9 protein-coding genes are annotated in these 12,943 nt (G+C 57.3%); 6 read left to right on the top strand and 3 right to left on the bottom strand.

From position 1 onward, the window contains the following. The first annotated feature begins 12 nt into the window (after positions 1-12). Both VEG30_09055 and VEG30_09050 read left to right on the top strand, forming a co-directional pair. The gene (locus VEG30_09055; protein ID HXZ80064.1) at positions 13-894 is read left to right on the top strand and encodes a hypothetical protein; all 882 of its coding nucleotides are present in this window, start codon (positions 13-15) and stop codon (positions 892-894) included. Between the two features lie 1,402 nt (positions 895-2,296). Then, positions 2,297-4,735 carry a protein kinase gene (locus tag VEG30_09050; protein HXZ80063.1) on the top strand — a complete coding sequence of 813 codons (2,439 nt, stop codon included), beginning with the start codon at positions 2,297-2,299 and terminating at the stop codon, positions 4,733-4,735. Between the two features lie 110 nt (positions 4,736-4,845). On the opposite strand, the gene VEG30_09045 is transcribed toward VEG30_09050, so the two are convergent. Further along, positions 4,846-5,454: a redoxin domain-containing protein gene (locus VEG30_09045; protein HXZ80062.1), complete on the bottom strand. Its 609-nt coding sequence runs from the start codon at positions 5,452-5,454 to the stop codon at positions 4,846-4,848. Between the two features lie 34 nt (positions 5,455-5,488). Beyond that, positions 5,489-6,331 (bottom strand): protein-disulfide reductase DsbD domain-containing protein, encoded by an 843-nt coding sequence (locus VEG30_09040; protein ID HXZ80061.1) that lies wholly within the window; start codon positions 6,329-6,331, stop codon positions 5,489-5,491. A gap of 245 nt (positions 6,332-6,576) precedes the next feature. On the opposite strand from VEG30_09040, the gene nrfH reads away from it, so the two are divergent. Next, positions 6,577-7,077, top strand: coding sequence for a cytochrome c nitrite reductase small subunit (gene nrfH, locus VEG30_09035; protein HXZ80060.1), 501 nt, complete (start codon positions 6,577-6,579; stop codon positions 7,075-7,077). Further along, entirely contained in the window at positions 7,070-8,491 is a 1,422-nt protein-coding gene (locus VEG30_09030; protein HXZ80059.1) for an ammonia-forming cytochrome c nitrite reductase subunit c552, read from the top strand. The genes nrfH and VEG30_09030 overlap by 8 nt, the downstream gene beginning before the upstream one ends. Positions 8,492-8,623: 132 nt before the next feature. Here the strand turns inward: VEG30_09030 and VEG30_09025 are convergent, their stop codons facing one another. Further along, a complete protein-coding gene (locus VEG30_09025) occupies positions 8,624-9,724 on the bottom strand; it encodes a hypothetical protein (GenBank protein HXZ80058.1) in 1,101 nt (366 codons plus the stop codon). Between the two features lie 431 nt (positions 9,725-10,155). Here VEG30_09025 and ppk1 point away from each other — a divergent pair, with 431 nt between their 5' ends. Beyond that, positions 10,156-12,366, top strand: a complete 2,211-nt coding sequence (gene ppk1, locus VEG30_09020; protein ID HXZ80057.1) for a polyphosphate kinase 1 — start codon at positions 10,156-10,158, stop codon at positions 12,364-12,366. 26 nt (positions 12,367-12,392) lie between these two features. Further along, positions 12,393-12,941: a GNAT family protein gene (locus VEG30_09015; GenBank protein ID HXZ80056.1), complete on the top strand. Its 549-nt coding sequence runs from the start codon at positions 12,393-12,395 to the stop codon at positions 12,939-12,941. Positions 12,942-12,943: the final 2 nt, after the last annotated feature.

Raw genomic sequence — 12,943 nt, 5'->3', positions numbered from 1 at the left:
GGAGAAATAAGAGTGTTTTTTGCGCGGCAGGTAGGGTTCCGCTATTTAGCGGCTATTGTGGTGGCCCTTGCGGTATGCCAACTACACGCTCAAGTGGCGAGTACGGAGGCAGGGGTCTCTCTTCAGAAGTCATTTCAAGGTTTCATTGAACGCTTCAACTCTGCACAGGCCCCCAAGGACGATGAATTGCTGAGGATTGCCGACGGTATTCCGGGCACACGTTCTGATGATGTCTCCAAAGCCATTCCGTCATTTTGTGCAGCGCTTTTGCGCCAGGATGACAGGATTAAACTTGCGGGCGCCTTCATGTTAACGATTGTCGCCCAACGTTCAGACGGCGCTGCTCTATTGACACCCCATGTGGATTGCATAGGTAGACTTCTCAATCTACCCGACGAACGATTACAAGCGGCAGGAGTTGGCATTTTTGCGTTCATGAAGCCAAGCCCGCCATCATCCGCAACGAAATCTCTAATTGAGTATCTGACGCGAACTGATCGAAACCCTATGGCGCAGGCCAATGCTCTCTCACTGCTTTTGCGAATTGCGCCCGAGAATAGCGAGGTCACATCGGCGGTAGACAAATTCTTGTCGCAGTCGTTAAGCCTTCAGGTAAGAGAAGCTGTCCTCAATGGCATTGCAAATACACGTACCGAGAACCCCCATTTCACAAACATTCTTATCGCAGCCTTGAACGATCGAGACAAGGAAATAAGATTTCAGGTTGCGCAGGCGTTCCAAAGAATGCCGAAAGAGGCGGTGCTACAAGCACAGCCCGCTCTCCAGAAAATGATAGAAAACCCAAGGGAGTTGGTCGACATTCAGAATGCTGCGCGAGAAGCTCTGAAGCGGAATGGATTGATCATGCAGTCAAATGATGTGGAGAAGAAATAGACAAGTGGCATTCGGTCTACTTGAAAAGTCTGCTTAGCGGATGCGGTCCGACGTCCTTTACACTAGCGTTTGCACCGCTTGATCCCCAGCCACCAACATCTTGGACTTTCAGGCCGTCGACGGAAATTGCGCGGTATCCATAGAGGCCACGATAGCGATTGCCCCATGCCTCAAACTCGACGATCACGACAGTCCTTCCAGATTTTTCCAGCTGGTTGCATAGACCCTGACCAGAAATGACCTCCTCATAGTGGGGGTTCTCAATGAACCTGAGTCGTACCGGCTGGGCTTGGGGGTAGTTTCGCATATAGTATTCGGGTGCACATTCCCATGTCATCTCTTTCTGAACCCGGATCTCACGATTGCAACCCACGCCAAAGAACAGCATGCTACTTATGATAATGATCATCGAGACCTGTCGATTCATCTCAGGAGACCTGACCCACCTCTACTCATTGTAGACGCTTATGAAAATGAAGGAGCAAGGATGTGTCTTTGGATGAAATCAATCCCATAAAGCGGCTTAGTTTAGCGTTTGTTGGGCTGCTGGCGGGCGATGCGGTGTTGCTTGTTTGTCTCCTGGAAGAGGCCGCCCGGCTGCGTGCCAGGCTCGTCGTAGAACATGCTGGGGGAACATTCCGCCTAATGCCAGGAGCGTTAGAACACTCTGTCTTGTATGGAATCTTCTCATTCTGGGGTTGGCTCTTAGTCGGCGTACCTATTGCAGTGTTTGTCCCCCCTGCTGCTATTAGACGCTTATCTTGGCCTCTCACTTTGTTTGTTGGTGCTGCTCTCGGTCCGGTTACTCTATTGCTGATCTTTCTTCTGCATGGGCATGGGCACGTACAATTACTGCCCGATCCTTTTTACACTCGAATTGTATGGGGTTTCTCAGTTGTGGTCTCCACTGTTTCTTTTGCCGTGTATGCGAGTCTTTTGCGATGGATGAGACTATTTCATCGACGCGCGCGTCCGGCGGCCTGATCCCGGATAGGATTGGCACAAATTTTGTGGGTTCTATCTGCGCGGCGAGAGAGGTGAATGCAACAACAGGACAGGGTTGGCCTACGAGCGGAAGCGGAGAGCGGGTGATACCGCTGCGCCCTGGAAGAGAACCGTAGAAGCAAATCTAAAGAAGTAGAGAAACCTCTAAGTATATTGCGCAAGGGTCCTCCCAGTCAGACTAAAAGGAAACTTGAATCGTGCGCGATTCCGCCCCCCTCCATGCCCACATTCACTCCCTCTCCCGTGCACGTTTCCGTAACCGCTCCCGGCCCCGATCCCGCTCCGGCAACGGCAGGGGGGTCGGAATTTTTCCCGAAGGATACCTCCCCCCCAGCCGATTGACTTGATATGCGGCGCGGCCTAACATGGCCTTCCCGACAGGGTGGAGGCCTTCCCATTGATCGGCCGTACCATCTCTCACTATCGCATCCTGGAGAAGCTGGGAGGTGGCGGCATGGGAGTGGTTTACCTGGCCGAGGACGTCAAGCTGGGACGCCGGGTTGCCATCAAGTTCATTCCTGACCGCCTTGCCGATGACAGCAAAGCAGTAGAGCGTTTCGAACGCGAAGCCCGTTCCGCCTCGCAGATTAATCACCCCAATATCTGTACCATCCACGAAATTGACGAGCAGGACGGGCAGCCCTTCATGGTGATGGAGTTGCTCGAGGGCGACACTTTGAAAGAGCGCCTTCAGGGCAACAAACCGCTGCCTTTCGAAGAAGTGCTGACGGTGGGGGTGGAGATTTCCGAGGCGCTGGATGCGGCGCATGCGCGCGGGATCATCCACCGCGACATCAAGCCAGCCAACATTTTCCTGACCACCCGAGGTCACGCCAAGATTCTGGATTTCGGCCTGGCCAAGCTGCAGGAACGCAAAATGGCGCCCCGCCCGGTGACGACCGCGGGGGATGAGGTCTCTGACACCAACTACGAAGAGACTCTGACTGCGATTGGGGTGGTTCCGGGCACCGCCGTGTACATGTCGCCCGAGCAGGCTAAGGGCGAGGAACTGGATTTCCGCACCGATATCTTTTCGTTCGGCGTAGTGCTGTACGAGATGGCCACGGGGCAGAAGCCGTTCGCTGCGAAAAACGTCATCATGACGCTGGATGCAGTGTTGCACAAGAAGCCAACGTCGCCGCTGAGATTAAATCCGTCGTTGCCGTTCGAGTTTGAGCGCATCGTCGGCAAGGCGATGGAGAAAGACCGCGACAAGCGCTACCAGAGCGCCAAGGAACTAGGGGCAGACCTGCAGAAGCTGAAGCACGACACCGACGCGGATACGGTGACCAAGACCGCGGTCAGTGCAGTTCTGCGGCGGCGCCCAACCAACACGTTCAGCGGCATGGATTCGATCCGTATTTACCGGCTGATCGGATTGGGGGCAATCGTGCTGGCTTTGCTGCTGCTGGCGGTGGGGTGGTTTGTGCGCCACCGCGGAGTGAGCGTTCGCGCAAGTTCGGGGAAGTCATTGGCGGTTCTGCCGTTCCAGAATGCGAGCGGCGACTCTTCGCTTGACTACCTGCGGTTCGCGCTGGCGGACGAACTCGGCACCGCGCTCACCTACATGCCGTCGCTGGAAATTCGCCCTTCGTCGGCTACGCGCAAATATGCTACGGGAGACTTCGATCCGCAGAAGATAGGAAAGGAGCTACACGTCGACACCACGGTTTCCGGACATTTCGTCAAGCAGGGTGAAAGACTGATCGTTGGACTGGAGGCGGTGGACACCAAGACAAACCGCGTGGTCTGGCAGGGTTCGGTTACCGGACTTCCGCAGGATTTGACAGGGATGCAGGCCCAGCTGAGCTCGCAGGTGCGGCAAAGATTGCTGCCGGCGATCGGGGCAACTACTGGCGGCGTGGAGAGCGCCACCAAGCCCAAGAATCCCGAAGCATATGATCTGTTCCTGCGCAGCGCCTCGGTTCCGCACGATCCTGTTCCCAACCAAGAAGCTGTCAACATGCTGGAAAAGGCGGTGGGCCTGGATCCGGCGTACGCGCCGGCGTGGGATGAGCTGGGGATGCGCTATTACTACGACGCGTCTTACGGGACTGGCGGGCCGGGAGTATTTCAGAAATCGATTGCCGCGCTGGAGCGGGCAGTTGCGTTGGATCCCAACCTGATTTCGGCTGCCGCGCACCTGGCGCGGGATCGGGCGGAGAGCGGCGACATAGTTGGGGCATACAAGCAGGCGCGCGAGTTGGTGAATCGCCGTCCCGACAATGCCGGGGCGAGGCTGGCACTGGCGTATGTGCTGCGGTATGCCGGGCAACTGCAGGAGTCGGCCCAGGAATGTGAAAAAGCAGGCGGACTCGATCCGGGGAATTTTGAATTCCGTTCCTGTGCTTTTACCTTCTTTGAGCTGGGGGAGAACCAGCGGGCGATTGAATTCCTGGAACTGGACGCCGGCTCGGAATATGCCAACAATGTTATGCCGTCGATCCTGTTGCGCCAGGGCAAGGTCAGCGAAGCGCGAGAGATCGTGGACAAGATGTCGATGCGGCCGCCGTGGAATGGAGGCATCCTGGAGCGCTGCCTGACGGCGCATTCCGCCTCCGAAGTCGAGCAAACGGTGAAGGATCTTGAGCCGTCGCTACTGCTGGAACGCGATCCGGAGATGAAATATTTCCAGTCGTCGCTGATGGCCTACTGCGGGCAGTATGGCATCGCTGCCAACGTCTTGAAGACAGCGATAGCGCAGAATTATTGCGCGTCCGTAGCGCTGGAGAAGGATCCTTTGTTTAATCGCTTCCGGCAGAAACCGGAATTCCCTCCATTAAAAGCAGCAGCCACGGATTGCGAGAGCAAGTTCCTGGCGGCGCGGGGAAAATAATTGCCACACCCGGTCGAAGCTACGCTTCGACCTCCCACGTTAGCCAACTGACGCCTAACATAGGGCACCCGCAAAACTCGCCGAAATTCGGCGGAAATAAATCAACTACATCACTCTGCGTATTTCACCGAGCAGCCGTAGGGACGGCTGGTCGGGTTGCTGACGGGCTTCCCCGTGGTCGCCTCTTGTAACGCCGCCTCTACATAGTTTTTCGAGGTTGGGATGTCGGAGGCGTCGGTTGAGGCTTTGTCGTCGATAGCGCCGTTGTAGATCAGCACCCCATCGGGATTGATGATGAACATGTGCGGCGTGGTTTTGGCATCGTAGAGATGGCCGACGGCACCGTTAGGGTCGAGCAGGACCGCGGTTGGAGACGCTGCCATCTGCTTGAGGTAAGCATTCTCTTCGTCGGCGGTGACGTAGCCCTGCTTGCCGGGAGCTGAAGAGATCACGGTAAACCACACCACGCCCTTGCCGGTCCATTCCTTCTGCAGATTTTGCATGTTGTGACTGGTGTAGTGCTTTTGGGTGAATGGGCATCCTTGATTGTGCCATTCGAGGACCACAAACTTGCCTTTGTAAGCGGAAAGCTGCTCCGTCTTGCCATTGCTGTCGGTGGCGGTGAAATTGGGAGCAGGATCGCCCACCTTGGCGGCAAAAGCCGCAGCAGAGAATGTTAAAAGCGCGAGAGAAACGAGGAAGGAACGGGAGAGCTTCATTAGGGAACCTCCTGCAGCATCAGAGGATGAAGATTTAGCGTACGGATTTCTTAGATGCGGCGTCCGCGACGGGAGCGTCAATGAAGTAACCCTCGTTGGCGGTGACGACCAGTACACCTTTCAAATTGGAGATCGATTTCAGCAGCTGATCGGATTTCTTGAGATGCAGCTCCCATCCTCGTGGGCCGGGAGTGAGTTTTTGTTCGGCGGCGTTGTCGATCTGCTCAGGTTCGAGAGGGAAGAAGCGCGCGTCGGAAACCGACTTCCCAGCCTTAATGTTCAGCACGAATTCCTGCGGGCGGGATGAAACCGACGCTTTCCAGGTCTTGGGCAGGGGCTTGGGGAGCTTCATGCGGCTCTTGTCGAAGAATTCCTTTACCGCGGTATCGGGAGCAGAGGTTTGGGCAACGGGCACGGCCAGGGTGACTCGGGCCTTGCCGGGCATGCAGACGTTGCGGCACATCAGCCATTTGACATTGGCGGCTAGGTTGACCCTGGTTCCTGGCTTGGCCGTGGGAGGTGCGGTGATCGGAACCAGCAAGACTGCCTGATCGTGATAGCCGTAGTCCACGATGGTATCCATCTGGAAGCGCTCTGGCGTGGGCCACTGGATTTCGCCGGCGGTGAAGCCGGGCGGCAGATCCCATTGGACTTTCGGCGGCTCGCCGGAGTCACCCGCGTTGATCCAATAGATGTGCCAGTTGCGCGCAATGTCGAAGTGGAGACCGATCCAGAATGGCTGCCCAGGCGAAATAGCCTGGTTTTCCGAAACCAGGTTCAATTCCACCGGCGAGGTTAGAGCGTCGCTCGCCCACGCCGATGCCGCCGCGAACAGCAGCAGGACGAGCAGGCGGACTTGCAAGGAGGCGAGGCACATGTCTCTAGTTTAACCTGAAGGCTCGTTGCTGTAGTCTTGCCAATTGCGACGCGCGAGGACCGGCGGTGCGATTGCTCCCACATCTCTGGTAATTGGATTGCAGATTCGTGGCGTGACCAGTGTCACATCGCCGGGCGGTTACCTCATCCATAATCGCTCGCTCAAACCGATAGCCAGGATCGCAAGAGGATTCGCTCGCCTCTGGATTGAGCCGGGGCTGTCTTCCTAGCTCTTGAGAGGCTGGAATGCGGGCAAGATTTGCAGCCGCGGTGCTGATTGCAGTGCTTCTGGGGACAACCATCGGCATTGGCGCCTACACCTTTGTTTATGCCAAGGGATATTCCTACCTCTCGAACAACCCCGGGGCCTGCGCTAACTGCCACGTCATGCAGTCGTACTACGATGCCTGGATCAAGAGCAGCCACCGCTCCGTGGCGGTTTGTAATGACTGCCACACGCCTCACAACCTGGTCGGAAAATATGCGGTGAAGGCCAGCAATGGATTCTTCCACTCCCTGGCGTTTACTTCGGGACGCTTTCCCGATTCCATCGATATCAAGCCTAGAAATTATCGTGTGACCGAGGCCGCCTGCCGGCACTGCCATCAGGAAATCGTGACCGCGATTGATGGCTGGCATCGGCAGGCTGCCGGCATGTCGTGCACCCGCTGTCACTCTTCCGTGGGACACACGGAAACAGCGGCCTCGCTGCCGCAACCCACACATCGAGGAACAAGCAATGAATAGGATGAGCGAGACAGGCCGCGCCCGAATTTTGTTCTTCGCCACTGTGTTCTTCGCCGCCGTTGCCGCGCTGGCTGTTACCGCGCTGCTGGTTAACATCTTCGAGCGCAAGCAGGAGGCTAAGAATCCTTTCTATCGCGTGGTGGAGTTGAACAACACCGTCGACGACCCGGAAACCTGGGGCAAGAACTTCCCCATGCAGTACGACGACTACAAGCGCACCGTCGATCAGCAGCGCACCCGCTACGGCGGCAGCGAAGCCCTCCCCCATACGCCGACGCAGGCGGATCCGCGGGCGGTAGTCGCGCGCTCCAAGCTGGAAGCTGACCCTCGATTGATTGAAATGTGGGCGGGATATTCCTTTTCCAAGGACTATCGCGAGAAGCGCGGCCACGCTTACATGCTCGAGGATCAGACCTTCACTGAACGTCAGAAGGCGAATCCTCCGGGAGCCTGCCTGAACTGCCACGCCTCCATGGTGGTGGCCTACAACCAGGTGGGAAATGGCGATCCCATGAAGGGCTTCGAAGCCATCAATCACATGACTTATGCCGAGGCCCGCAAGCTGGTGAAGCACCCAATCGCCTGCATCGATTGCCACGATCCGCGGACGATGGAATTGCGAGTCACGCGCCCGGCATTTATCGAAGGCATCAAGGTGCTGAAGGCGTCACAGGGGATCGCAGATTACGACGTCAATAAGATGGCCAGCCGCCAGGAGATGCGTTCATTTGTGTGCGGGCAGTGCCACGTGACGTATTACTTCCGCGGGCCGACCAAGCAGCTTACGTTCCCGTGGGCCAAGGGATTGAAGGTCGAAGAGATTGTGGCGTTCGAAGACGAAGACAAGGTGGTGGAGTGGAAGCACGCGGAAACCGGAGCACCGCTGATCAAACCGCGGCATCCGGAATTTGAGCTGTGGAATCAGGGCATCCACGCGCGTTCGGGCGTGGCTTGCGCCGACTGCCACATGCCGTACAAGCGCGAAGGCGGCCTGAAGATCAGCGACCACAACGTGCGCAGCCCGCTGTTGAATATCAACCGCGCCTGCCAGACCTGTCACAAGTGGCCGGAAGAGGAGTTGAAGGCGCGGGTGGAGGAGATCCAGACGCGCTTCTTCAACATTCGAAACGTAGCGATGGATTCGCTGATCGACCTGATTCACGACATCAAGGCAGCCAAAGCTGAAGGAGCGAGCGATGCCGAACTGGCGAAGGCGCAGGATTATCAGCGCAAAGCCCAGTTCTATATCGATTTCGTGGAGGCAGAGAATTCCACCGGATTCCATGCGCCCGGCGAGGCCACGCGCATTGTCGCCGACGCCATCAATTTCTGCCGCCTGGGGCAACTGGAGCTGCGCCAGATGAAGCCGGTGAAGCAGGCGGAGGTGAAGAAGACGGGGATGGGCGAAAGATAGAGCGGTGATTCGTCGGAAACTCTAACCACAAGATCTTTCGACTCGGACGGGGATCGATCTGCCCCGTCCTCGCTCAAGATGACAGGATAGGTGCATTGCCGGTGAGCTTCAAAACGCGCATGAGCCCAAGAGCTATTCGCCAGAACGATCGCTGCTCGGTCGTGGTTCCACCGCGGAGAAGAACCACCCAGGCTCATCGAATCGCGAATAAACGAGATGCCTGCCATCGGTTCCGTTCAACCATTTGAAGCCGCTGGGCTTTGGAAGCCGCCTCGATGCCGCGCCTATAGGAAGCCACTCTCCGCTGTGCCCCTCTTTTCGAAGCTGGTACAAGGCCCACTGGGCGCTGCCATCTCTATTGCGAGTGACGAAACTCGCATACACCTTGCCAGAGTCCAGCATCGCAACTCCGGTGATGGAACTCCCGAAAAGCCTTTCCGGCAGATTGTGGCCATCAGCATCGTACTCAGCCCAGGGATGAGTCGCCTGCGGCAGCTTCCAGCGGCTCAGAACACCGCGAGACGTGTCGTATTCGATCCACTCGTCAGTCGCGCCTTCGTAGATTCCCACTGTCGTGCCACGGCATTGCATGGTCAGATCAGGAAGCTCATGAAGGCCGCGAAGTGCCGGTCCAGGCCATTTGGGAAAGCTCGCTCGGTCTAAAGCGGCCGTAAGCCGCTTGCCGTCACTCAAGCGATATTGCCGGAGCACAGGATATGATCGCGTGCTCTCCCGCTCGTTGATTCGCACCCAGCCCATGGCCCACACCGTTGAATCATCACAGGCGCTGACCCTCGTGACCGCATACTTTCGCGTGTCCAACATGGGGTCAAGCTGACCCTCGCGATCGACTCGGCCCACGAAGCACTGCCGCGCTCCATCCTCGAGCAGAGCACACCCGGAGACGATCAGTTTGCCGCCAGGACTGACGCTTGCATCCGACAGGCTGACAGATCTCGCATTCGGAATTGAGATTTTGATCGATGCGCGAAAAGTATCCTTGTCGTACAGGTCGACAAAGGAATCGGGATAAGGGTGGACATAGACCAGATAGTCCCTCTCCCAAACACCACGCCCTTGTTGAAAAAACGGATCATAAGCCGTGGTGCTCTCTGGAGCGGCAAGTGCAAGCTGCGGCGCCTCCACTACTTTCGTTGTGTCTTGCGGTTGCTGTGAAATTGCGCAAGTGAGTGAAACCAGAACCGCGGCTGTCACTGAAATCAGTCGGTGCATATATTCTCCGCTCGCAGCAACCACTCAGCTGCGTGATCGTATCCTTAGAACGCTGATGCTGTTCGACGATTGCAATGAATTCCGCACAGGTTCAACGACGTTTGAACTATCGACCGGACCACGCGAGCGGTCGCTTGCCGAGCGGCCCTGTCACCATCTAAGTCCTGAAAGGTCATAGGCTTGAGCAGCCCAGCCTATTCGAGCGAACCTTCCCACTAAATCCACTAGTGCCCATCCCAGATTTACCCAAAAGTTCATATCCCGCTCGCCGCGGACTTGCTAAGCTATTAGCAGCGGAAATCCCAGTAGTATTCCTGTGGATCCCCCGATTGATGGATGCGGTTGGATATTGTCCGCAAGATCCACCCTCTAAGTTGCAAATGTTCTAGCGGAAGTCTTGTCAGCGAGGGCTACCGAAGGCGAATTCTTTTATGGCAACCAAGACCACCGCTCTCATCAACCGCCGACCCAAGCCGGAAATCGTAATCGAAGAAGAAATCACGACAGCGCCGGAACTCGAGATCCCTTCGCTTGACGATCGCAGCCTGTATCTGAATCGTGAGCTGAGCCTGCTCGCGTTTCAGCGCCGCGTTCTGGAAGAAGCGCAGGACGAATCCAATCCTCTGCTAGAGCGAGTGAAGTTTCTGTCGATTGTTGGCTCCAACCTGGATGAGTTTTTCATGGTGCGGGTAGCGGGGCTGAAACGGCAACTGGAGAGTGGCGCTTCAGAAGTCGGACCGGACGGTATGAGTCCGGCGGCGCAGTTGGAGGCGATTCGCACCGAGGTACTTGAGCTGCTGGGAAGCGCCCATCGGTGCATTCGCCGGCAGCTGGTCCCCGCCCTAGAGCGGGCAGGGATTCACCTGATGGAGTACGAGCAGCTGACGCCGCAGCAGAAGGCGCGCGCCGACCGGTACTTCACCGAGACCGTGTTTCCGGTATTGACCCCGCTGGCCTTCGATCCCGGGCGGCCGTTCCCCCACATCTCGAACTTGAGCCTGAACCTGGCGATCCTCATTCGCGACAAGGAGGGTGAGGAGCACTTCGCTCGTCTCAAAGTACCCGACGGGTTGCCCCAACTGGTCCCGGTCGATCGTGTAACTCCCAATGGGAGGCGGTCGAAGGTCCAAAAGCACCAGTCATTCCTCTGGCTTGAAGATCTGATCAGCGCGAACCTGAACCTGCTGTTTCCGGGCATGGAGATTGTGGAAGCGCATCCTTTTCACGTGACGCGCGACGCCGATATTGAAATCCAGGAGCTGGAAGCTGGAGACCTGCTGGAAACGACAGAAGAAGGAATCCGGCAACGACGTTTCGGTGATGTGGTGCGCCTAGTGGTGCGTGCTGAAATGCCGGCGCACATCCTGAAGATTCTCATCAACAATCTCGAAGTCGACCGCAAAGATGTGTACCGGGTGAAGGGCCCGCTCTCCCTCAGCCGCTACAAATACATCGCCGGGCTGGACCGGCCGGAGCTGAAGGATCCGCCATTTTTGCCGGCGGTGCCAGCCTCGCTCGATCTCGATGTGGCCAGCGAGGAGGAGGATCTTTTCAGCGCCATTCGCCGGCGCGATATCCTGCTGTACCATCCTTACGATTCGTTCCAGACGGTAGTCGATTTTTTGCAGAAGGCGGCGCGCGATCCCTCGGTGCTGGCTATCAAGATGACGCTCTATCGCGTGGGACGGAATTCGCCCATTGTTGAAGCCTTGCTGGAAGCCAGCGAAAACGAAAAGCAGGTAGCCGCGCTGGTGGAATTGAAGGCAAGGTTCGACGAGGAAAGCAATATTGAGTGGGCGAGAGCGCTGGAACGTCAGGGCGTGCACGTCGTCTACGGACTGCTAGGTTTGAAAGTGCATTCCAAGGTTGCCCTGGTAGTGCGCAAAGAAGGCGACACCATTCGCCGCTACGTGCATCTGGGAACCGGCAACTACAACCCAGTGACGGCGCATTTGTACACCGACTTCGGTCTGTTCACCGCGGATCACGATATTGGCGCCGACGCGACCGACCTGTTCAATTATCTGACGGGCTATTCCGCAAAGAATGACTACCGCAAACTGCTGGTGGCACCGATCAATCTGCGGGACCGTTTGGAGCACCTGATCCGCCGTGAAATCAAGCAGCATCTGCAGCACGGCAATGGGCACATGAGCCTGAAGATGAATGCCCTGGTGGACACGGAGATGGTCCGCCTGCTTTACGAAGCTTCACAGGCGGGAGTGAAGGTGGACCTGCTGGTACGCGGCATCTGCTGCTTGCGGCCGGGCGTGCCGGGAGTAAGCGACAACATTCGTGTGATCAGCGTCGTCGGCCGCTTCCTGGAGCACAGCCGCATCTATTACTTCCACAACTCGGGCGACGACGAAGTCTACCTGGGTAGCGCCGATCTGATGCCGCGCAATTTGAACCGGCGTGTAGAGGTAATTTTCCCGGTAGAGGATCGCCGCCTGGTGCGCTATCTACGGGATGAAGTGATCGAAACTTACATGGCGGACAATCTCAAGGCCCGGGAAATGATGCCCGATGGAAGTTATCGCCGTCTGACGCCGGCAGAGAGTACAGACGGGCTTGAACGGGAAAAGATCAGTTCCCAGGCACTGTTCCTGAGCCGCGCCCAGGCCTCGGCGGCGCGGAGATAGCCTTGCTGCGCAGGGCTGCGGAAACAATGTCTCTGCCGGTCCTGGAAACTGCACGCCTGCTGCTTCGCGCGCCTGCTGACCGGGATATTCCGGCACTGGTGAAACTGGCGGGCGCCCGCGAAGTTGCCGCCACCACGCTTCGTATCCCGCACCCCTATACCGAAGCTGACGCGGGTGAATTCCTGCTGGCTTGCCGGGAAGGTCGGGCTCGCGGCGAGCGCATCCTATTCGCCATCTGCCGCGGCGAAGATATGATCGGCATGGTCGGCCTGGAAATCCAGCCAAAACACTCGCATGCCGAACTAGGCTACTGGATCGGAGTGCCGTACTGGGGAAAGGGATATTGCACCGAGGCAGCACGGGCGGTCCTTGAATTTGGCTTCGGGACCCTGAAGCTGCACCGCATCTATGCCGGGCACTTCCGCGGCAACGACGCTTCGCGGCGAGTGCTCGACAAGTTGGGGATGCAACATGAGGGATGCGCGCGCGAGCATGTCGAGAAGTGGGGAAAATTTCTCGATGTGGAGAATTATGCGCTGCTGGCCGAAGACTATCGGCGGCAGGCGAAACCTTGAGC

This window comes from Terriglobales bacterium, from assembly GCA_035624455.1.
In the GTDB taxonomy this organism is placed as follows: domain Bacteria; phylum Acidobacteriota; class Terriglobia; order Terriglobales; family Acidobacteriaceae; genus DASPRM01.
The sequence above is the reverse complement of the archived record's forward strand: the minus strand, read 5'-3'. Positions and strand labels throughout refer to the sequence as shown.